19 protein-coding genes are annotated in these 22,050 nt (G+C 64.2%); 4 read left to right on the forward strand and 15 right to left on the reverse strand.

All coding sequences use genetic code 11. The features are described 5' to 3' along the window. Positions 1-102: 102 nt before the first annotated feature. Positions 103-417 carry a hypothetical protein gene (locus AC1RKI_RS21960; RefSeq protein WP_061953818.1) on the reverse strand — a complete coding sequence of 105 codons (315 nt, stop codon included), beginning with the start codon at positions 415-417 and terminating at the stop codon, positions 103-105. Between the two features lie 224 nt (positions 418-641). Beyond that, a complete protein-coding gene (locus AC1RKI_RS21965; protein ID WP_099047524.1) occupies positions 642-779 on the reverse strand; it encodes a hypothetical protein in 138 nt (45 codons plus the stop codon). A 244-nt stretch (positions 780-1,023) separates the two neighbouring features. Here AC1RKI_RS21965 and AC1RKI_RS21970 point away from each other — a divergent pair, with 244 nt between their 5' ends. Then, positions 1,024-3,315, forward strand: a complete 2,292-nt coding sequence (locus AC1RKI_RS21970; RefSeq protein WP_492797098.1) for a hypothetical protein — start codon at positions 1,024-1,026, stop codon at positions 3,313-3,315. Here the strand turns inward: AC1RKI_RS21970 and AC1RKI_RS21975 are convergent. The 5 genes from AC1RKI_RS21975 to AC1RKI_RS21995 all read right to left on the reverse strand — a co-directional run bounded on the left by AC1RKI_RS21975 (position 3,312) and on the right by AC1RKI_RS21995 (position 8,335). After that, the gene (locus AC1RKI_RS21975; protein ID WP_341248365.1) at positions 3,312-4,061 is read right to left on the reverse strand and encodes a sulfite exporter TauE/SafE family protein; all 750 of its coding nucleotides are present in this window, start codon (positions 4,059-4,061) and stop codon (positions 3,312-3,314) included. The genes AC1RKI_RS21970 and AC1RKI_RS21975 overlap by 4 nt on opposite strands. Before the next feature lie 137 nt (positions 4,062-4,198). Further along, positions 4,199-4,594, reverse strand: coding sequence for an FKBP-type peptidyl-prolyl cis-trans isomerase (locus tag AC1RKI_RS21980; RefSeq protein WP_150979767.1), 396 nt, complete (start codon positions 4,592-4,594; stop codon positions 4,199-4,201). 124 nt (positions 4,595-4,718) lie between these two features. After that, positions 4,719-6,914, reverse strand: a complete 2,196-nt coding sequence (locus tag AC1RKI_RS21985; protein WP_492797100.1) for a phosphocholine-specific phospholipase C — start codon at positions 6,912-6,914, stop codon at positions 4,719-4,721. Positions 6,915-6,996: 82 nt separating this feature from the next. After that, positions 6,997-7,197 (reverse strand): hypothetical protein, encoded by a 201-nt coding sequence (locus tag AC1RKI_RS21990; protein WP_061953826.1) that lies wholly within the window; start codon positions 7,195-7,197, stop codon positions 6,997-6,999. A 316-nt stretch (positions 7,198-7,513) separates the two neighbouring features. Continuing rightward, entirely contained in the window at positions 7,514-8,335 is an 822-nt protein-coding gene (locus AC1RKI_RS21995; RefSeq protein ID WP_061953828.1) for an alpha/beta fold hydrolase, read from the reverse strand. Between the two features lie 330 nt (positions 8,336-8,665). Here AC1RKI_RS21995 and trhA point away from each other — a divergent pair, with 330 nt between their 5' ends. Continuing rightward, on the forward strand, positions 8,666-9,283 hold the full coding sequence (gene trhA / locus AC1RKI_RS22000) for a PAQR family membrane homeostasis protein TrhA (protein WP_150979765.1): 618 nt from the start codon (positions 8,666-8,668) through the stop codon (positions 9,281-9,283). A 56-nt stretch (positions 9,284-9,339) separates the two neighbouring features. On the opposite strand, the gene AC1RKI_RS22005 is transcribed toward trhA, so the two are convergent. From AC1RKI_RS22005 to AC1RKI_RS22030, 6 genes are all read right to left on the reverse strand, one after another. Further along, the gene (locus AC1RKI_RS22005; RefSeq protein WP_061953988.1) at positions 9,340-10,605 is read right to left on the reverse strand and encodes a CaiB/BaiF CoA transferase family protein; all 1,266 of its coding nucleotides are present in this window, start codon (positions 10,603-10,605) and stop codon (positions 9,340-9,342) included. Positions 10,606-10,628: 23 nt separating this feature from the next. After that, positions 10,629-11,426 carry an enoyl-CoA hydratase/isomerase family protein gene (locus AC1RKI_RS22010; RefSeq protein WP_490713517.1) on the reverse strand — a complete coding sequence of 266 codons (798 nt, stop codon included), beginning with the start codon at positions 11,424-11,426 and terminating at the stop codon, positions 10,629-10,631. After that, positions 11,423-12,949 (reverse strand): tripartite tricarboxylate transporter permease, encoded by a 1,527-nt coding sequence (locus tag AC1RKI_RS22015; RefSeq protein ID WP_251165014.1) that lies wholly within the window; start codon positions 12,947-12,949, stop codon positions 11,423-11,425. Before AC1RKI_RS22015 ends, AC1RKI_RS22010 begins: the two co-directional genes overlap by 4 nt. A 10-nt stretch (positions 12,950-12,959) precedes the next feature. Beyond that, complete coding sequence (locus tag AC1RKI_RS22020; RefSeq protein ID WP_150979763.1) at positions 12,960-13,466, reverse strand: tripartite tricarboxylate transporter TctB family protein; 507 nt, start codon at positions 13,464-13,466, stop codon at positions 12,960-12,962. Positions 13,467-13,650: 184 nt separating this feature from the next. Beyond that, entirely contained in the window at positions 13,651-14,655 is a 1,005-nt protein-coding gene (locus AC1RKI_RS22025) for a Bug family tripartite tricarboxylate transporter substrate binding protein (protein WP_061953837.1), read from the reverse strand. A gap of 214 nt (positions 14,656-14,869) precedes the next feature. Next, positions 14,870-16,078, reverse strand: a complete 1,209-nt coding sequence (locus AC1RKI_RS22030) for a pyridoxal-phosphate-dependent aminotransferase family protein (RefSeq protein ID WP_490713519.1) — start codon at positions 16,076-16,078, stop codon at positions 14,870-14,872. Positions 16,079-16,328: 250 nt separating this feature from the next. Between AC1RKI_RS22030 and AC1RKI_RS22035 the strand changes: the two genes are divergently transcribed. Both AC1RKI_RS22035 and AC1RKI_RS22040 read left to right on the forward strand, forming a co-directional pair. Then, a complete protein-coding gene (locus tag AC1RKI_RS22035; protein ID WP_061953841.1) occupies positions 16,329-17,021 on the forward strand; it encodes a GntR family transcriptional regulator in 693 nt (230 codons plus the stop codon). 85 nt (positions 17,022-17,106) lie between these two features. Beyond that, on the forward strand, positions 17,107-20,127 hold the full coding sequence (locus AC1RKI_RS22040; RefSeq protein WP_492797106.1) for an FAD-binding and (Fe-S)-binding domain-containing protein: 3,021 nt from the start codon (positions 17,107-17,109) through the stop codon (positions 20,125-20,127). A 64-nt stretch (positions 20,128-20,191) separates the two neighbouring features. Here the strand turns inward: AC1RKI_RS22040 and AC1RKI_RS22045 are convergent, their stop codons facing one another. Both AC1RKI_RS22045 and AC1RKI_RS22050 read right to left on the reverse strand, forming a co-directional pair. After that, positions 20,192-20,866, reverse strand: a complete 675-nt coding sequence (locus tag AC1RKI_RS22045; RefSeq protein ID WP_244788387.1) for a DUF1120 domain-containing protein — start codon at positions 20,864-20,866, stop codon at positions 20,192-20,194. Positions 20,867-21,161: 295 nt separating this feature from the next. Further along, positions 21,162-21,920 carry a DUF1120 domain-containing protein gene (locus AC1RKI_RS22050; RefSeq protein ID WP_492797108.1) on the reverse strand — a complete coding sequence of 253 codons (759 nt, stop codon included), beginning with the start codon at positions 21,918-21,920 and terminating at the stop codon, positions 21,162-21,164. Positions 21,921-22,050 lie beyond the last annotated feature (130 nt).

The raw sequence follows: 22,050 nt of genomic DNA on the forward strand, positions 1-22,050 counted from the left end.
TCGCACGCGCCGCGGGCGACGCCCGTTCGCACGCACAAAATGAAAGGCCCCGGTTTTTTGCCGGGGCCATTTTTTTGGCGACACCTGCCAGCCATCAGCGCGTCATTGCGTGGCGGCGGTCGGTGCTTTCTTGTGCGACTTGCTGGCCTTCTTGTGCGTGCTCTTCGAATCGGTCAGCGCGGACGAGGTGCTCTGGTTTGCACCCTGCGTATAAGGGTCGAACTTGTCGCCGGAACGCGCGGCGTCCGGTACATAGCCGTCCTTGTTGCTGACGCGCGCCGGATCGGGGACATAGCCGTCCTTGTTGGTGGCGCGCATGTTGTAGTCGTAGCGGTCGGCAGGATTGGCAGGCCCTGCTGCGTATGCCAGTCCAGGAAGTAAAACCGCAACGGCCAATGCCAAGGTGATCGACTTCATCGAAGCCTCCTGAGGAAGATTGAAAATCCCGCACACGTACCGCAGATCGAAAAGTGCGCGAGTCAACAGTAAGCGTAGCCCTCAGTTTCGGAAACCGCCATATCTGATCGCGCGCCGGCGCGTGAAATCGTGCAAAGCTGCAAAGCGGTGCATCAGCGAGAAAACATCGGCGGCACCGGGCGCTAAATTCGTTGCGTCCAGGTCACACGCAACGTACGCGTCACTTAAGGGCGCAGCAGATCGAAACCGGCCAGCGCCACGACGGCGCTCAACACGTCCGTGGACATCGCGCCGTTGCCGAGAATCAAAATGGCTGCGGCCGCCCACGTGGCGGCGCAGAAGCAGTAGAAACGCGTGTTCATGGTGGGGATTGAAGGGTTCCAGGGGGCATGGACGGCTGGAAATGCCGGCGGCGGCAGCGTCAGTATAAACCCTGACATTCAGCTGAATCGGACGGATTTTTCCGAGGCGAACGGTGCGTCACGCGACACAGGTGCGCACAACCGTGCCAATCGCAGTTGATCGATGGCAAGTACCGGCTTCGCGGATGGCTTGGCAGCTCGCGCCTCCCATAAAGTGCGCCGTTTGTCACTACCATTCGCTGCCATGCACAGTATCGAATCGCTTTTGCGCGGGGATTCCGTCGAGCTGTCCGATTTGTCAGATTGTTCCGATCCGGAACGCCGAGCCGACGCATTGCTCCAGCAATGCCGCTACAGCGAAGCCGCCGATTTCTACCGGCAGATTGCCGCGCCGACGCGCCGCGTGCGGGAAAAGCTGGCGTTGTGCCTGTATTCGCCGGAGGAGGGCTATTCGCTGGCGGTGCTAGGTGCGTATGAGACAGAAACCACCCCCGTCGGACTCCTGATGCAGGCGCTTGCGCTCGGACACGGCCGGCATGTGGACGATCTGGGCACCTTGACTCTTTGGCTTGCCAAACAGGACGCATCGTTTTGCGAGTGCGCGTTCGCGATCGCGCCACAATGGCTCCGGTTTCCGTTCAGCGATCATCCGCGCGCGTCCGAGATGCATTCCGCGCTCCATGCCTTTGTCTGCCAGCACGCGCCGCAGTCGCAGATGGCATTGCAGATGGCAATGGCAAGCGCGATCCATAGCAATGCGTCGGATACCCTGCGGCCATATCTCGACCAGGCAGACCTTGAGCACTTTCCGATCCTGGCGACGCTGTACCGCGCTGCGCTGAAGGTCGATGACAAAGCACTGGCCACGGGAGCCGTTCGGGCATTGGCCGCGCGAAGTGCGCAACATCCGGATCTTTGGGCCACGATTGCCATCTGCGCGCTGGAGCTTGGCGATTGGTCTTTATTGGCGCTATGCGATTCCCCAGCCCTGCTGCCCTCTCGCGAAAGCCGCCTGATCGCACTGGCTCAGGCGGCGGACGCTGAGAACCACGACCAGATCCGCGCCTTGATCGCCGAGCTCGATGGCGACGCAATGTTTGGCTTCCTGCCAACCATACGCGAAGCGCACACCCTGGACATGACCGAATGCGAAACCGACACATGGTCGAGCGAGATCGATCTTTCGTCCCGCCTGGAAAGCTTGCTCGCGGCAATGGTGCCGGGCGAACTGCGGGGAAAGTTCATCGCACAAGCTTCGCTCTACTGCGCAGGCGATCCGCCCGTTTCGCTGTCGCGCGCGAAAATGGCTTACAAGGACTGGCCCGCATTCGAAACCGCCGCGCTGCTGCAACAGTGCGGCGGCCCGATTGCCCCAACTGCGCTGGCTGGCCATCTGGTGTCGCAGGCACGACAGTGCGCGGTCGAAGACATGCCCTGGCCCTGTTATTTCACCGTGAAGATTCCCTCCCGGCGCAGCGACCTTTCGAAGTTCGTACGTGCGCTCGATAGCGCCATGAAGAAGCTTCCGGATACACATCAGAACAAGTGCACGCAATTGCTCTATGACGAAATCCTGGAATCCGAACTGCCCGCAATCTTCGGCCACGGTCTCGGCAGCCATGTATGCGACTGGCTCGAGCGCCTGCACCATGACGCCACGCTGGACGGCTACGCCATGCCGCTGGCTTTCGCGTATCAAAACGTTGGCCGGCATGCCGATGCGCGAGCCATCGTCACGGCTTGTCCTCCAGATTTGCATGAGACGGAGGCCTTTCTCTTCATTCGCGCACGGATCGGGGTACAACTCGATGACCGCGAACTGCTCACGCAAAGCAAGCAGGCCATCGATGCCATGCCATCGGACCATCCGGCCCGAAGCCTTCGCGTCGAAGCAGAGCATCGAGAAGTAAGTCAGCGATTGTTGGATCTTGCAGGTACGCAGTTGCACGTGCGCAGCCCCGAAGCGGACGCCGACACTGAAGCGCCGATTCCCGTCGTGTTGGACGACGCGCTCACCGCGGCCTTGGCGGCGATCACGCAAGCTCGGGCGACGCTCGATACTTCGGCTCTGATTACGCTGCAGATTGCATTGATCGTGGAGGCCGCCGCAATCCGCGACCTGCTGTCACCCGCCTCGGCCGACCAGCGCATATTCCAGCAATGGAATGCGCTGCACGCAGGATTTTCGTTGGCGCCGCATGGCGAACAGACGCTCCGCAGATTGGCAAAAAACCACGGTCATGCCCAGATCGTCATGGCGATGGACGAAAACGCCGTGCGGGCCGAGTCCGACCCGGATCTCGCGATGCGCGCCTTGCTCAGGACCGCCGCCATGCGCAGCACCAATGGCAGCAATCGGTTTGCATATCTGTCCGCGGTGTTGAAGAATCGCCTCGGATATCTGAACAGCCAGCTGCTACAAAGCCAGGTGCTGACCGCCGCGCGGCATGGCGTTGATCTGGAAGACCTGATCGGACAGGCCAAGGAAGTCAGCTCGTGGTCCGCGTGGCGCGACTACATTGCCGGGCTGGGCTAGCCGCCCAGCAATTTCGGCACTGACGCCGCCAGCATCGCCAGGCCCGAGCCTGTCAGCAGCGTCAGCACGATGCGCCGGAAGGTTTGGTCGCTGATGCCGATGTAGACGCGCGTGCCGATCAGGGTGGGAATCAGCATGGCGGGCGCGACGATGGCGAACATGGGCAGCATGTCGCGAGTGATCATGCCGGTGCCGATATAGACGCCCATCGTCACCAGCAGCGCGCCGAGGTTGAAGTTCTGGATCACCACGCGCTGCTTGTCCTTGTCGAATCCGCGCAGCGTGCACCACAGCGTCGGCGCGATGCCGGTGAAGCCGCCGATACCGCCAAGGATGCCGCCGATGGCGCCGACTACGGTGTCGGCCACGCGGCCGCCGTGCCGGATCGGCGGAATGCGCGTTGAGAACAGCATCACCGGGCAAAAGATCACGAGAATGCAGCCCAGGCAAAGCTTGAACAGCGTGACGTCCAGCTTTGGCAGCAGGCTTACGCCGATGGGAATGCCGACCACGCCGCCGATCAGAAACGGCAGCACCGTGGCCAGATGGAATTTGCGCCGGACCGTGAACGCCGCGAGCAACTGGCCCGTCAGCGATCCGAAGACCGACATCGCGGCCGCCATGTGGGGCTCGACACCCCAGGCCCAGAACGACATCGCCACCATGCCGAATGCAAAGCCGGAAAGCCCCTGCACAAACCCGGCGACCATGGCGCCGAGCGCGACGATGAAAAAAACCGGATCCATCTTCGCGTGTCCCGTTGTCGTTATTGTTGTGATTTGCTGGTGTTGTTTGCGCCGTGCCCTGCCACGACATTGCGCGGCATAGCACGGCAGGGCGCGACCGCAGCCAGCCGGTCACGCCATGCCGTGGTCTCGGTCGGTCAGCCGCCGATACCCAGCAGCTCTACTTCGAAGTTGAGCGTCGCGTTGGGAGGAATCGTGCCCGGCACGCCGCGCGCGCCATAGGCCGTGGCGGCCGGGCAGGTCAGTTTGGCCTTGCCGCCGACCTGCATTTTCTGCACGCCTTCGGTCCAGCACGGAATCACGCGATTCAACGGGAACGAAATGGGCTGGCCGCGCTTGTACGAGCTGTCGAACTCGGTGCCGTCGGTCAGCGTGCCGCGATAGTGCACCTTCACGGTGTCGGACGCTTTCGGCGACGCGCCGGTACCTTTGGTCACGGTGTCGATCACCACGCCCGAAGGCAGCGTTTCGGCAGCAGCGATACCCGAAGCCATCAGTGCAACAGCCGCGAGGAGCAAGGAAATTTTCTTCATGGAATTCCGTCGTGTCGGGTTCTCGGGAGCGGCGCGCCGCACGCATAAAGCGGCTGTGCGCGCCAGCCGGCAAGTGTACACGCCATATGCCGGCCGGCGATGCGTCACGCCGCGCGCCGCCCGATCATCCCACCAGCCCCATCGCCGGATCGCTGACCGTGTCCTTGCCGGTTTCGATGCGCCCCGCGATGCGGCGGCGCCATGACGGCGCGAGATCGCAGGCCACCGCGAAGTCGTACCAGTTGCCGCTGTCGCCCAGGGTCCAGCTGAGCTCGCCGATCTGGCCCGGCGCGACGCTAAGCGTCCACGGTCCGTCGCTGCGGTACGCCTGCGCGGTCACCGCGAACCGGCAGGGCTTGTCGCTGCGGTTATACAGCTTGACCTGCAGTTGCGGCGGATCGCACGGCGCATAGCAGACCTGGATCTCCGCGCCACCCGCGGCCGACTGCTCGTTCAGATCGCCGATGAATTCACGGTGATAGCCGTTCGGGCCGAGCACCCACAGATCGTACTTGCCGCCGTCCGCCGCCACATTCCACACACCGTCCAGGCTCTTGCCAGCCTCCACCACATAGCGGCGGGGAATGGCGTCGAGATGCAGCTTGTCGTAGACGTGGAACACGGCGCCCGCCGTGCCGCTGTTGGCAAACATCAGTGTGACCGTGTTGCCGCCGGCGTCGGCGCGCGACGTGGTATGCAGTTCGTACGGCAGCGCGCGCGAGGGCCGCGCGCCGGTCTGCTGTGACGGCGCGGCCGGCGTGGCGGGCACCGGAATGGCCGCCAGCGCCTTCTGCGTGACGGCCAGCGTGTCGACCGCCACCTTGGTCGATCGTCCGGCCAGCGTCGGCAACTGTTCGTTGTTGGGATTGACGAAGTTGAACGCCGACGTCAGGTCGCCGCACACCGCGCGCCGGTACGCGCCGATCTGCGGCTCCTTCACGCCAAAGCGCTTTTCCAGGAAAAGCAGCGTCGAGGTGTGATCGAAGGTCTGCGAATTGACCCAGCCGCCGCGGCTCCATGGCGAGATCACCCACAACGGCACGCGCGGACCGGGTCCGAACGGCTTGCCGTCCATCGCCGGCTGCTTTGCGCTGGCCGGCGTGTAGTTGAAATATTCGAAGGCCATGTCGGCATCGGACAGCGTACTGGCACCGGCCAGCGATCCGTCGGCATTGCGCGACGGCGCGGAAGGCGGCGGCAAGTGGTCGAAGAAGCCGTCGTTCTCGTCATAGTTGATCAGCAGGACCGTCTTGCTGAAGACTTCCGGATTGGCGGTCAGCGCATCGAGCACCTGCTGCACGTACCAGCCGCCCTGCGCGGGACTGGATGGCCCCGGGTGTTCGCTGTACGTCGACGGCGCGATGATCCACGACACGGCGGGCAGCGTGCCGTTCTGCGCGTCGTCGCGGAACGATTGCAGGAAGCCGTCGGGCATCGTGTTGGCAAAGCCGCGCGCCAGCGGGCTCAGCGGGTCGTCGATGGCCGGATCGTAGACTGGCGAAATGCCGGGCAGCGCCACCGGACGGCGCGCCACGGGCATCGCTTCCATCGCGGCGCGCCAATGACGGAAACTCATCATCTCGTTGCAGCCGTAGTTGTCGGCCAGGCTCTGGTAGACCTTCCAGCTCACGCCCGCTTCGACCAGCCGATCGGCATAGGTCTGCCACGTCCAGCCGTCGGTCGAGGGTCCGACATCGTTGCCGTCGTTGAACTCGTTGATGAGAGCCGCCACGTTGGCGCCGCTGGGCCCGTTGGTGCCGGTCCAGTAGAACAGGCGGTTCGGGATCGTGCCGGTGTGCATCGAGCAGTGATACGCGTCGCACAACGTGAAGGCGTCGGCCAGCGCGCGCTGGAACGGCACTTCCGCGGTGTCGTAATAGCCCATCGACAGCCGGTTCTTGGCCACCGGCCAGCGATTCATGCGGCCGTGATCCCACGCGTTCTGTGCATCGGGCCAGGTGTGCGGCGTACCGCCCGCGCGCTGCGCGTTGCCGAGCATCGCATCGAGCCGATAGGGCGTGATGGTGTTGCCGCTGGCATCGGTCTGGTAGAAGACGTTCTTGCCGTTGGCCAGTGGGATGCCAAAGCGGTCGCCGTAGCCGCGCACGCCTCGGAATGTGCCGAAGTAGCTGTCGAACGCGCGGTTTTCCAGCATCAGCAGCACCACGTGCTTGACGTCCTGGATGGTGCCGGTGGCGTTATTGGCTTCGATGGCCAGCGCGCGGCGAATGCTGGGCGGGAACGAAGCAAGCGTGGCGGCGGCCGCTGCCGTGCCGAGCGAGTTGCGCAGGAACTTGCGCTTGGATGGATTGAATGTCATGCCTGATCTGCGGATTGGATGGGAGTCGTGCGGTGCGGCAATCGTTGGATTGCGCGGCGATGGATGGATAGCGCGGCGCGCATCAGGGCGCCGGCGCGCAGCGCGCCGTGGCGCAGGCCGCGGGCTTGCCGTCGCCATTGCCGCCATTGCCGTTGCCGTCGGCTGGCGGCGGGGCGTTGTTGTCATCGCCGCCGCAAGCGCTCAGCAGCAGGGCCAGACACAGCAGGCCGGCGCGTAGCGCAGGTCTGCCGATCCGCAAGAAATCGGGTGTGTTGGTTTTCATGGTTCCTGGTCCGGGACGGCGGCCGAGTGCGACGACTACAAGATGCCCTGCGCGCTCGGCCGCGTTCTGGGTTCTCCAATGCTGCCTGGATGGACACCTGTGGCGCCGGGGGGTGGATCCGGCAAGACGCGCAGTCTTCAGCGTTGATGTGTCAACTATGTGACGCCAAATGCCCGTTTGAAGTCGAGAGGAACGATGGAAAACGCAACACGCAGATGATATTCGCGCGTGGTGGTTATAGGGATGGGAGGCGAGACGAGGCGGGAAAGCCGTGCGCGGCCCGCTACAGGGCGCGCGCGGCGGTTACATCCGGAAACTATTTCTTGAAGAACGCCAGCAGATCGGCGTTGATGACATCGGCATTGACCGCGCACATCCCATGCGAAAAACCGGGATAGGTCTTCAGCACCGCGTTCTTGACGATCTTGGCCGACAGGCGGCCGGCATTGTCGATTGGCACGATCTGGTCATCCTCGCCGTGCAGAATCAGCGTGGGAACGTCGATCTTCTTCAGGTCCTCGGTGTAATCGACCTCGGAAAATTCCTTGATGCACTCGTACTGGCCCTTGAGGCCGCCGCTCATGCCCTGCAACCAGAAGGCATCGATGGTGCCTTGCACCGGCTTTGCGCCCGGCCGGTTGTAGCCGTGGAACGGCATGGCCAGATCGCGATAGAACTGCGAGCGGTTTTCCGCCACGCCCTTGCGGATGCCGTCGAACACGTCGATCGGCAGGCCGCCAGGATTGGTGGCGGTCTTCAACATTTGCGGCGGCACCGCGCCGATCAGCACGGCCTGCGACACGCGCTTGGTGCCATGGCGGCCGATGTAGTGCGCCACTTCGCCGCCGCCCGTGGAATGGCCGACCAGCGCGGCATCGCGCACGTCGAGCTTGTCCAGCACGGCGGCCAGGTCATCGGCATAGGTGTCCATGTTGTTGCCGTCGGACGGCTGGCCCGAGCGGCCGTGGCCGCGGCGATCATGCGCGATCACACGGAAGCCCTGCAGCAGGAAGAACTGCAACTGCGCATCCCACGCGTCGCTGGAGAGCGGCCAGCCATGGGAGAACACGATCGGGCGGCCCTTGCCCCAATCCTTGTAGAAAATCTCGGTGCCATCCTTGGCTGTCACAAAGGGCATGATGGGTACTCCTTGACTTGACGGTTGATGGGGAAACTTCGGGCGGAAGTTTCATGAAAGATGATGACCTGCCCAAAAGCAAGACGCCTTCGGCGCGCTTCACAAGATTTCACGTTCGCACTGTGGCGTGTGTTTGCGACGGATCTCAGCCCGCTTTTGCGCGAAATCATGGCGCGCACTACGTTGATGCGGCAGCCGAAACCGCTAACGCACGGACCCTCAAGCATGTCCAGTCAATGAAATAACCCTGCAACTGCAGGCAATGACGCGTTATCTGCGCGATTCATGCCAGAATGCCCGCTGGCCAAACACGCACACGGAGCTTTCGGGATGTATCGCGGCGAACGGTTCAATGGATACAGTCATCTGGCCGGAGCGGTGCTTGCCGCTGCCGGCATGGCGGTGCTGGTCACCTCGTCGGCGCTCTATCACGACGCCTGGAAGGTGGTCAGCTCCGTGGTCTACGGCACCACGCTGGTGCTGCTCTACACGATTTCCACCATCTATCACAGCGTGCGCGGGCCGGCCAAGGACATCTTCCGGCGGCTCGACTATTGCGCGATCTACCTGCTGATTGCCGGCAGCTATACGCCATTCGCACTGGTCACATTGCGCGGACCGTGGGGATGGACGCTATTCGGCATCAACTGGGGGCTGGCGGCCATCGGCATCGTCCAGGAGCTGTGGGTGGGTCATCGCACGCGGGTGCTGTCGTTGTCGATCTACGTGATCATGGGCTGGCTGGTGCTGTTCGCGTTCGGCCCGTTGACAGCCGCGCTGCCGGCGGCGGGGCTGTACTGGCTGGTAGCCGGCGGCGCGATCTACACCGCCGGCATCGGCTTCTTCCTGTTCGACGAAAAGGTGCGGCACTTCCACGGCATCTGGCACCTGTTCGTGCTGGCCGGCAGCATCTGCCAGTTCATCAGCATCCTGTTCTACGTCGACTGAAGTCTACGTCGATTGAAGCGCGCGGCCCCGCGCCGCGCGCCGTCACACCGCGTGTGCTACGCCTCGGCCACGGCCGACGCCGCGGCGGCTGCTTCGGCCACCACGCCGGCGCGCAGCATCGCATCGATCTCCGCTTCCGCATAGCCGCATTCCGCCAGCAACGCGCGCGTATGTTCGCCGAGCCGCGGCGACGGGCGATGATATTGCGCCGGCGTTTCCGATAGCTGGATCGGCAGGCCAAGCGTGCGGATCGGCCCCGCCTCCGGATGCTGCTGGCGTACCACCATGCCGCGCGCCAGCGTCTGCGGATGATTCAGCGCCTCGCCAATCGAGTGCACCGGACCTGCCGGCACGCCCGCGGCATCGAACGCCGCGAGCCAGTGCGCCGACGACTGCGTTTGCAGGATCGCGGCCATCGCCGGCAGGAGCGTATCGCGATGACGCATGCGATCGGCATTCAGGCGATAGCGTGGATCGTCGATCCATTCGGGATGGCCCAGCACCTGCGCGATGCGCGCCCAGTTTTTCTCGTTGGCGCCGCCCACAATGATGTGCCCGTCCTGGGTCGGAAATGCCTGGTACGGGGTTGCCAGCACATGCGCCGATCCGCTTGGCCCCGGCGATTCGCCGGTGGCGAAATGAATCGCCGCATGCCAGTACAGCTGCTGCAGCCCGGCCTCTATCAGCGACGTTTCCACCACCTGTCCGCGACCGGTCTTTTGCCGATGCTGGTAGGCAGCCAGAATGCCGAACGCCGCCAGCAGCCCCGCGTTGATATCGGCAATCGAATTACCGGTACGCAAGGGCGGGCCACCCTCTTCGCCCGTGATGCTCATCAGCCCGGTAAAGCCCTGCGCAATCAGATCGAAGCCGCCCTTGTCGGCAAAGGGGCCGGTGCGGCCGTAGCCGGAAATCGCGCAGTAGATCAGGCCGGGATTCTCCTGCGACAGCGTGTCGTAGCCGAGCCCGAGCTTTTCCAGCGTGCCCTTGCGGAAGTTTTCGATCACTACGTCGGCGTTGCGCACCATGCGCAGGAACACCTCGCGGCCCTCCGGCTGCTTCAGGTCCAAGGCAATGCCGCGCTTGTTGCGGTTCAGCATCAGGAACGGCGCCGAGACGCCCTGGATGGTGGGCTCGCGATAGCCGCGCGCATCGTCGCCGCCGTCGATCTTCTCGATCTTGATCACATCGGCGCCCAGATCGGCCAGCATCATGCCGCAGGTCGGCCCGGCCATGATCTGGGCGAGCTCCAGCACGCGCAAACCCGACAATGCGCCGTGCTGCACGGAAGTGGCGGAAGTAGCGGAAGTGGCTGCAGACATCGGTACTCCTTTCAGGGCGCGCATCAGCGGCCGTTGAACCGGGGCGTTTCCTTGGCCAGGAACGCGCGATATCCGGTGCGAAAATCCTCGGTGTCGAAACAGTCGAACGCCTCGTCGATATCGGCCGGCGACAATGGCTGGCCAGCCGCCAGTTGCCGCGCAAATTTCTTGTGCCAGCGCGCCACCAGCGGTGCGCCCGCCGCAATGCGCATGGCGGTGGCGCGCGCCTCGTCAGCCACGCGGTCGTCCGGCACGACGCGCGACACCAGTCCCATCGCCAGCGCTTCTTCGGCATCGACGATGCGTCCCTCGAACAGCAGCTCAAGCGTGCGCGAGGTGCCGATCAGGCCGATCAGCGGCGCCATCTCGGCATGCGCCATCACGAGCCCAAGGTTCTTGATCGGCGCGCCGAAACGGCTGCCTTGTCCACAGATGCGCAGGTCGGCCATCGCCGCCACTTCCAGGCCGCCGCCGACGCAGATGCCATGGATCTGCGCCACCACGGGATGCGGGCAATCGAGCATGGCCTGCGCCGTGGCATGCATCACCGCACCATAGGCCACGGCCTGCGCCTTGTTCGAGCGCGCGGTGGCAAATTCGCCGATGTCGTTGCCGGGCGAAAACGCCTTCTCGCCGGCGCCGCGCACGATCACGCAACGTACCGTGTCGTCGGCGGACAGCGCGCGAAACGCGTCGCCCAGCTGGCGCCACATGTCGAGCGTGAAGGCATTGAGTTTGGCGGGACGATTGAGGACGATGGTGGCGATTGCATCGTCTCGCGTTACCAGCAGCGTCGGCGCCTGCGGATTCTCTTCGCTCATTCGGCAGCTCCTTCGTGGGCGGAAACCATCTTGCGGCGGCGGGTTTTCTCGAACAGTGCGCCAAGCACCGGCCACACCAGGATCACCACGGCCAGCGCCATGATCGAGCCCACCAGCGGATTGGACCAGAACACATTCATCTCGCCTTGCGACATCAGCATGGTCTGGCGGAACGCGTCTTCGGCGCGGTCGCCGAGCACCAGCGCCAGCACCAGCGGCGCGAGCGGATAGTCGAGCTTCTTGAGCACGTAGCCGATCACGCCGAAGATCAGCATCAGCCAGACATCGAACATCGCGTTGTGCACGGTGAACGCGCCGATGGCGCAGACCACCAGGATCAGCGGCGCGATGATCGCGAAGGGGATGCGCAGGATCGCGGCAAACAGCGGCACCGTCGACAGCACCACGATCAGCCCGGCAAGGTTGCCCAGGTACATGCTGGCGATCAGGCCCCACACAAAGGTCTTTTGCTCGGCAAACAGCAGCGGGCCCGGCTGCAGGCCCCAGATCATCAGGCCGCCGAGCAGCACCGCCGCCGTGGCCGACCCGGGGATGCCAAGCGCCAGCATCGGCAGCAACGCGCTCGTGCCGGCCGCATGCGCCGCGCATTCAGGCGCGATCACGCCTTCCACATTGCCCTTGCCGAACGTCTCGCGCTTGCGCGAGAACCGCTTGGCCACGCCATAGCCCATGAACGACGCCGCTGTGGCGCCGCCCGGCGTCACGCCCAGCCAGCAACCGATCAGCGACGAGCGGATCAGCGTCATCCAGTAGCGCGGCAGCTCGGCCCAGGTCTTGAGCACCACCTTGAGGTCGATGTTGGCGCGCTTGCCGCGAAACGCCACGCCTTCCTCCATCGTCATCAGGATCTCGCTGATGCCGAACAGGCCGATCACAACGACGAGGAAATCGAAACCGCGCAACAGCTCGGTGGATCCGAAGGTCATGCGCAGCGTGCCCGATACCGTATCCATGCCCACCGCCGCGAGCGCAAAGCCGATGCACATGGCGATCACGATCTTGGCCTTGGCTTCCTTGCCCATGCCGATAAAGCTGCAGAAGGTCAGGAAATACACCGCGAAGAATTCCGGCGGCCCGAAACGCAGCGCAAACTTCGCCACCATCGGCGCCAGGAACGTGATCAACAACACGCCGGCCAGTGCGCCCAGGAACGATCCGGTAAAGGCCGACGTCAGCGCGCGTCCCGCCTCGCCCTGCTGCGCCATGGGATAGCCGTCGAAGGTGGTGGCCACCGACCACGCCTCGCCAGGAATGTTGAACAGGATCGACGTGATGGCGCCGCCGAACAGCGCGCCCCAGTAGATGCAGGACAACATGATGATGGCCGATGTGGGCTCCATCGAAAACGTCAGTGGCAGCAGGATCGCCACGCCATTCGGCCCGCCCAGGCCCGGCAGCACGCCCACCACGATGCCGAGCAGAATGCCCACCAGCATCAGGCCGACGTTGTGCCACGACATCGCCACGGCAAAGCCGCCCATCAGTGCATTGAGTTCTTCCATGCCCGTCCCCTCAGAATCCAAAGGCCGCTTCGAGCGGCCCCTTGGGCAGCGGCACGCGGAACTGCATCTCGAAGATCCAGAACAGCACCACGTTGATCGCCACGCCAGTCAGCACGGCGCGCCACCACGCGAACTTGCCGACGACGCGCATGAATCCGGCAATGAACACGGTGGACGCCACATAGATGCCGATGAACGCGATCAGCGCCACGTAGACGGTCAGCGGCACGAGAATCACCGCCACCTGCCGCAACTGCGGCCATGTGACGAACACCGTATCGTTGCGCGAGCGCAGCGCCTGCCACAGTACCGCCAGGCAGGAAATGAAGATCAGCGCGCCGATGCGCAGCGGAAAATAGCCGGCCTGCGGGCCGTCCGGCGCCCAGCCGGCGCCGATCTGATAGTTGGTCACCATCACCACCACCGCGCCGATCGCAATCAGCACGGCCACGGCGATTTCCGCCGTGCGCACCGTCAGCGCCGCCGGCGCGGCGGCGTCATGTGTTTGTTCGCTCATGGATTGTCCCCTTGGCGTTCTGCGTCGCCATGGCATCGGAAGATTGGACTGCCGGGAAAGGACTCGGGCGCGTCGCACGCCACCTTGCGCGGCCGCACGCGCCTGCCCGTGTCCTGCCCTGCGCATTCGCGCATTCGACGCTGCCGCGCGCGGCCATGCGGCCGTGCGGCGACAGCGATCCCCATCACTTGGCGGCCAGGAAACCGGCTTCCTTGATGATGTCCTTGTGGCGCGTCTCGTCGGTCGTCAGGAATTCCGTCAGCTTCTGGCCGGTCAGGAAATCGTTCTTGAGCGCGTTCTTCTCGAGGTATTCCTTCCACTCGGGCGTGGCGACCACCTTCTGCATCAGGTCCACATAGAACTTCTGCTGATCCGGCGTGACGCCACCCGGCAGCATGAACACGCGCAGCATCTGGTACTGCACGTCCAGGCCCTGTTCCTTGCAGGTGGGGATGTCACCCCAGCTTTGCGTGGCGGTGATCTTGGTCTTGTATTGCATGCGTTCCGGCGCGAACACGCACAGCGCGCGATGTTCGCCGGCGCGCCACTGGCCGATCGATTCCGACGGGTTATTGACGTTGGAATCGATGTGGTTGCCCGACAACTGCGTGGCCGCCTCGCCGCCGCCCTTGTACGGAATGTAGATGAAGCGCACGCCCGCCTTGCGCTCGACCTGCGCAACGATGATCTGGTCTTCGCGCTTGGAACTGGTGCCGCCCATCTTGAGCTTGCCCGGACTCTTCTTTGCCTCGGCGATATAGTCGGCCGGCGTCTTGTATGGCGCGCTGGCGTTGGTCCACAGCACGAATTCATCCATCGCGACCATCGCCACCGGCGTCAGGTCGCGCCAGTTGAACGGCAACTGGCTGATCATCGGCACCGTGTACAACGCCGACGACGTAACCAGCAGCTTGTGCGCGTCGCCCTTCGACGCCTTGGTGTCCATCAGCCCTTCCGCACCGCTGGCGCCGGCCTTGTTCACCACGATCATCGGCTGGTTCATCAGCTTGTGCTTGGCGATGATGCCCTGTATCGAGCGCGCCATCTGGTCCGACGCGCCGCCCGCGCTGAACGGCACGATCACCTCGACCGGCTTGGTCGGTTCCCATGCAAACGCCGGCGCGGCGGCCAGCGCGACACCAAACAGCGAGGCGCACGCAAGCGCGCGCACGGCATAACGGTACGTCATGGTCTGTCTCCTTTGGGTGGCGGAGCGCCTCTTGCGGGCGCCCTCGACTACGGCTTCGGGTTCTGCTTCGGGTTCTGCTTCTGCTTTCTGTTTTCTGCTTTCTGTTATCTGTTCTTTCGCGCCGCGCTTTCCAGCCAGGTAAAACACGGCGTACGCGGCGCCGACGGCATGCGATCGGTTGCGATCGCATGCCATCGGGCGGCGCCTTGCGGTGTTACGCCACGCGCAGCGCCGGCTGCGACGCCGCGGCGTTGCGCAGGCTTTCCATCGCGGCCAGCACGCCGCCGCTGCGATGCGGCACGCCGGCCAGCGCCAGTCCCATCTCCACGCCCGACAGCGTGCCCATCAGCGTCAGGTCGTTGAAATCGCCGAGATGGCCGATCCGGAACACCTTGCCGGACAGCTTCGACAAGCCCTGTCCCAGCGACATGTTGAAGTTTTCGAGCACCACCTTGCGCAGCGCGTCGGCGCTATGGCCGTCGGGCATCACCACGGCCGTAAGCGCGGGGCTGTATTCCGCGGGGTTCTGGCACAGGATCTCCAGACCCCATGCGTTCACGCAGGCGCGCGTGGCTTCGGCATGGCGCCGATGCCGCGCGAAGACGTTCGGCAAGCCTTCCTCGAACAGCATGTCGCAAGCTTCGGACAGGCCGTAGAGCAGGTTGGTGGCCGGCGTGTACGGCCAGAAGCCGTTCTTGTTGGATTCCAGGATTTCCTCCCAGCCCCAGAAGGCCTTCGGCAGCTTCGCCGTGGCTGACGCCGCGATGGCCTTCTGGCTTACCGCGTTGAAGGAGATGCCCGGCGGCAGCATCAGGCCCTTCTGCGACCCCGAAACGGTCACGTCGACGCCCCATTCGTCATGCCGATAGTCGACCGATCCCAGCGAGGAAATGGTGTCCACGAGCAGCAGCGCCGGATGACCGGCCGCATCGATGGCGCGGCGCACGGCCGCGATATCGGACGTCACGCCGGTCGACGTTTCGTTGTGGACCACGCAGACCGCCTTGATCTGGTGAGCGCGGTCCTCGGCCAGGCGCGCGCCGATCGCAGCGGCGTCCACGCCATGACGCCAGTCGCCGACGATGAATTCGGGATCGAGCCCAAGCTTGTCCGCCATCTTTTTCCACAGCGACGCGAAATGGCCGGTTTCGAACATCAGCACCTTGTCGCCGGGCGACAGCGTGTTGACCAGCGCGGCCTCCCACGCGCCCGTGCCCGACGCCGGGTAGATCACCACGGGCTGGGCGGTCTGGAACACCTTGCGGATATCGGCAAGCACCTTCTTGCCCAGTTGCTGGAACTCGGGGCCGCGATGGTCGATGGTCGGATAGTCCATCGCGCGCAGCACACGGTCGGGGACGTTGGTGGGCCCGGGAATCTGCAGGAAATGCCGGCCGCTGGGATGGGAATTCAGTCGGATCATGTCGCCTCGTGTCCTCAAATTTGAATTTTGTATTCAAAAAACAGGGCTGCACTGCGGGGCCGGGATGCAGGATAATGTTGGCCGGCACAAACGCCCGTCGCTGCGCGATAAACCCTTATAAATCAACGATCGCACGTTTATTTTTTCGGCTTTTTCGTGTTTCTTGCGGTGGCCGATGGCACCGGATTGCGGTTCGTGCTTGCCCAACATTAGTTTTTGAATACAATACTGTCAAGCCACAAGATCCCTGATGAGCACAAATCCGACCTCCTCCCCGCAAGCCGTCGACCGCCAGATCCTGCATGTGGCGGTTGCCCAGCGCCTGCGCACGATGATCATGGAAGGTGATCTGGCGCCGGGCACGCGGCTCAATGAACGCGTGCTGTGCGATCTGCTGCAGGTGTCGCGCACCCCGCTGCGCGAGGCGTTCAAGGTGCTGGCCGGCGACGGGCTGGTGACGCTGCTGCCCAATCGCGGCGCCGAAGTGGTGGTGCTGTCGCAGGAATCGATCAACCACCTGTTCGAGATGATGGGCGCGCTCGAGGCGATGTCCGGCGACCTGGCATGCCAGCGCATCACCGAAGCCGAACTCAACGAGATCCGCGCGCTGCATTACGAGATGCTGGCGTGCCATGCGCGGCGCGACCTGCCCAACTACTACGCGCTGAACCGGCGCATCCACGATGCAATCAACGCCGCCGCGCGCAATCCGATCCTGGAGGAGACCTATCGCCGAATCAACCTGCGCATCCAGGCGCTGCGCTTTCGCTCGAACTTCGACCACGACAAGTGGGATCTGGCCGTACGCGAACACGGCGAGATGCTCGACGCACTGGCGAGGCGCGACGGCGCGGCGCTGCGCGAGATCCTGCGCGCGCATTTGCAGCACAAGCACGACGCACTGATTGCCGAACTAGAACGCGTACAGAACGCCGCCGCCTGACGGTCCACGCGGGCCGCGCCGCTGGCGCGTGCATCGCGCAGGCGTGGGCGGGGGTGCAAGTACGCGCAAACGGAGACACCCGCTTATGGCCCTGCCTGTCACCCCCACGCCGCCCGGCGTGCAACCGCTGCGCTTCATGCCCGGCGCCGCCTCCGCGCCCGCGCTGCAATCGCCGCTATATCGGCGCCTGCACGCCGAACTGCGCGGCGAGGTGCTGTTCGATAACGCCAGCCGCGGCCGCTACGCCACCGACGCATCGATCTACCAGATCATGCCGATCGGCGTGGTGGTACCGCGCGACGAGGCCGATGCGCGCCTGGCGCTCGATATCGCGCGCGATTTCAAGGCGCCGCTCTTGCCACGCGGCGGGGGCACCAGCCAGTGCGGCCAGACCGTCGGCGAAGCGCTGGTCATCGACAACAGCAAGTATCTGAACCAGATCGTCGATTTCGACGCGCAGGCGCGCACGGTCACCGTGCAGCCCGGCATCGTGCTCGATCATCTGAACGCCTGGCTCAAGCCGCATGGACTGTGGTTTCCGGTGGATGTCTCCACGGCGGCGCAATGCACGATCGGCGGCATGACCGGCAACAATTCGTGCGGGTCGCGCTCGATCCAGTACGGCAACATGGTGCACAACGTGCTTGGCGTGCAGGCGATCCTCGCCAACGGCGACGATGTCCGCTTCGACGCCACGTGGCCGGCCGACGCCGCACCGCACCGCGCCATCGCCGACGGCGTGCGCCGCATCGCCGAGCGCGAACGCGACGCCATCGCGCAGATGTATCCCCGCGTGCTGCGCCGTGTCGGCGGCTACAACCTAGACATCTTCGCGCCGCGCAGCGAACGACCCTACACCAGCGACGGCAGTGTCAATCTTGCCCACCTGTTGGTCGGTTCCGAAGGCACGCTCGCGTATTTCCGCCAGATCACGCTGCAGTTGGCGCCGCTGCCCACGCACAAGACGCTGGGCGTGGTGAATTTTCCGACGTTCTACCAATCGATGGACATGACGCGCCATATCGTCGCGCTCAAACCCGCGGCGGTGGAACTGGTCGACCGCACCATGATCGACCTGGCGCGCAACAATCCCGCATTCCGGCCCGTCATCGACAAGGCACTGGTGGGCGAGCCCGAGGCAATCCTGCTGGTGGAATTTGCCGGCGAGGACCGCGACGCCACGCTGCGCGGGCTGCAGCAACTGGTCGAACTGATGAGCGACCTCGGGCTGCCCGGATCGGTCGTGGAGATGCCCGACGCGGGACCGCAGAAGGCGCTGTGGGAAGTGCGCAAGGCCGGCCTGAACATCATGATGAGCATGAAGGGCGACGGCAAGCCGGTGTCGTTCATCGAGGACTGCGCGGTGCCGCTGGAACACCTGGCCGAGTACACGTCGCGGCTGACCGAAGTGTTCCACAAGCATGGCACGCGCGGCACCTGGTACGCGCACGCCAGCGTTGGCACGCTGCACGTCCGGCCGATTCTCGACATGCGTCGCGACGGCGCGGCCAAGATGCGCGCCATCGCCGAAGAAGCCGCGGCGATGGTGCGCGAATACAAAGGCGCGTACTCGGGCGAGCACGGCGATGGGCTCTGTCGCGGCGAATGGGTGGCGTGGCAGTTCGGGCCATCGCTGGCGCGCGCGTTCGAAGAGGTCAAGGCGCTGTTCGATCCGGACAATCGCTGCAATCCCGGCAAGATCGTGCGCACGCCGAAGATGGACGACGCGGCGCTGTTCCGCTTTGCGCCGCAGTACACCGTCAAGCCAATGCAGCCGGCGCTGGACTGGTCGGCATGGAATGTCACGCGCGACCCGGTGACCGAGGCGCAAAGCGCACCCGGCACCGGCTTCGATCCCGCGCGCGGGCTGGCCGCCGCGGTCGAGATGTGCAACAACAACGGCCACTGCCGCAAATTCGATGCGGGAACGATGTGTCCGAGCTATCGCGTCACGCGCGACGAGCAACACCTGACGCGCGGCCGCGCCAATACGCTGCGGCTGGCGTTGTCTGGCCAGATCGGCAACGAGGGACTGCTCGATCCGGCCGTCACGGAAACCATGGACCTGTGCGTGTCGTGCAAGGGTTGCAAGCGCGATTGCCCAACGGGCATCGACATGGCGAAGATGAAGATCGAAGTGCGCGCCGCCAATGCGCGCGCTGGCCGCTTGCGGGCGCGCGACCGGCTGGTGGCGTTCCTGCCGCGCTACGCGGGCATCGCCAGCAGGCTGCCGTGGCTGTTCAACCTGCGCGATCGCGTTCCAGGGCTGCCGCAGCTGGGCGAGCGCCTGCTGGGATTGTCGGCCCGGCGCTCGCTGCCGCGCTGGCGAGCCGCGTTCGTGCGCGAAGATTACGTGGCGCCACCGGCGGGCGGCAAGGAAGTGGTGCTGTTCGTCGACACCTTCAACAATCATATGGAACCCGATAACGCGCGCGCCGCGCAGCGCGTGCTGCAAAGCGCGGGCTACACGGTGCATCTATCCGCAGTGCCGGGCGACCGCCCGCTGTGCTGTGGCCGCACGTTCCTGGCCGCAGGCCTGGTCGACGAGGCCCGCGCCGAAGCCCGACGCGCGATCGACACGCTGCTGCCCTTCGTGGCGCGCGGCGTTGCCGTGGTGGGGCTCGAGCCGTCTTGCCTGCTGACGATGCGCGACGAATTCCTGCAATACGGCCTGGGCGATGCGGCGCGTCAGTTGGCGGACAACGCCTTCCTGTTCGAGGAATTCCTGGTGCGCGAGCACGCCGCGGGACGCTTCGCGCCCACGCTCAAGCCCGTGGGCCACACCGAGGCGCTGCTACATGGTCATTGCCACCAGAAGGCGTTCGACGCGGTGCGGCCCGTGGAACAGGTATTGAGCTGGATTCCCGGCCTGAAGACAGCGCTGATCGAATCGTCATGCTGCGGCATGGCCGGCAGTTTCGGCTATGAGGCCGAGCATCACGAGGTATCGATGAAGATGGCGGAGTTGTCGCTGCTGCCCGCGGTGCGCCGCGCCGATGCGCAGACGCTGGTAGTGGCCGATGGCACCAGTTGCCGCCATCAGATTCACGATGGCGCCGGCAGGGATGCGGTGCACGTGGCGCGGGTGTTGGAGATGGCGCTCTGACGCGGCGCCAAGGCGTCAAAAAAACGCGGGGCACGCCAATTCTGACGCGCGCCCCGCGCGGTACTTACAGGTAGACCAGCGAGATCGTGGTCGAGCCGTCGAGCGAAACGCTGTCGGTCAGGTCTGGCAGCGCATCCTTCGACGCCAGTGCAGTGAAGACGTCCATCCGCTGTGTCACGGTTTTGACACGAATGGGCGAAGCGCCCGGTGTTTCGGCCCAGGTGTAAAGGACGTTGCCGACCAGGTAATTGTCGTTTGCCACCTGTACCCAACTGGCACCGCCATTGTCCGAACGGGACAGCGACACGCTCTCGCCAAGATTGCTCACGAAGGAATCACTGCCAAACGTTCGGAACGCGTAGGCGCCCACGGCCTTCCCGTCGACCTTGCCAAGCCCGAAGCCGAGGCGGTCGTCGATGCCGATGGCAGGTTTCAGCACGTTGCTGGGAACTGTGCCGGCACGGTTGTCGACCAGCGTCACGGCCACATAGGTCTCTGCGTCGCAGTCGACGGTCATTGTGACTTCCTTCTGCGCAAGCTCAGTGGGCGCCGACTGCGCCAGCGACGTTCCCGAGATGGTCTGAAAGTCGATCAGACCGTCATTGGACAGCGACAGGTTGCAGGCCGCAGGACGGATCGTGCCCTTCACTGCCATGTCCGTCGATTCGGCCGCATTTGCGGAGGTTGCCATGACGACCAAGAGGGGGGCGAACAACAGATGTTGGATAGAGAGCTTCATGATGTTATGCCTGGTAGTTTGCGGGTTTCGGACTGCGCTGTGTCTCGCGGTCTGACCGAAGTTTGGTCAATCAAACCCGGGTCATAAATGGTAGAAGCTTCAATTTCGGGGACCGCGGCTGTGTAGCCATAGCGGCACATAACGAGCACGCCGGACGCTTCGGGCCTACGCTCATGCCCTGCAGTCTCGGCAATGAAACCGAGCAGCACGAGGAATCGGAGATGGCGCTCTGACGCGGCGCCGGGGCGTCAAAAAAACGCGGGGCGCGCCAAATCTGGGACGCCCCGCGTGGTACTTACAGGTAGACCAGCGAGATCGTAGTCGAGCCGTCGAGCGAGACGGTGTCCGTCAAGTCTGGCAGCGCATCCTTGGAAGCCAGTGCCGTGAAAACGGCAATCGACTGCGTCACCGTTTTGACACGAATAGGCGCACCGCCCGATGTTTCGGCCCAGGAGTAAAGCGTGCCGCCGTATATGTAATTGCCGTCTTGCAGCCCCAACCATGTGGCGCCGCCATTGTCCGAACGGGTCAGTCTTGCACTCTTGCCGAGATTGCTCACGAAGGAATCATCGCCAAACATTTGGAACGCGTAGGAGCCCACGGCCTTTCCAGCGACCTTGCCAAGTCCGAATGCATTGCCGGCGTAGATTCCCGTGGCGGGCGTCAGCACGTTATTGGCGATGGTGTCGGCGCGGTTGTCGAACATCTTCATGGCCACATAGGTCTCGGCCTCGCAATTGATGGCCACCGTGACTTCCTTCTGCGCAAGCGCGGTGGGCGCCGACTGCTGCAGCGACGAGGCCGGGATGGTCTTGAAGTCGATCACACCGCCATTGGACAGCGACAGATCACAGGCCGCAGGGCGGATTGTGCCCTTCACTGCCATGTCCGTCGATTCGGCCGCATTTGCCGAAGTTGCCGCGATCACCAGGAGGGGAGCGAGCAACAAATGCTGGATAGAGAGCTTCATGATGTTATGCCTAGTACGTTGGGGATCCGGACAGCGCTGTGTCTTGCGGCGCGACCGCAGTGTGGTCAATCCGGCCTGGGTCATAAATGGCCGAAGCTTCAATTTGGGGGCCGCGGCGGTTTGGCCACAGCAGCACACGGCGTCGACGTCAGAAAACCGCGCGGATGCAGGCCGATACACCGGATCACCAGCGCACCGGCACCATGCTGAAGCG

It is taken from the genome of Cupriavidus sp. GW822-FHT06G04 (assembly GCF_058799075.1).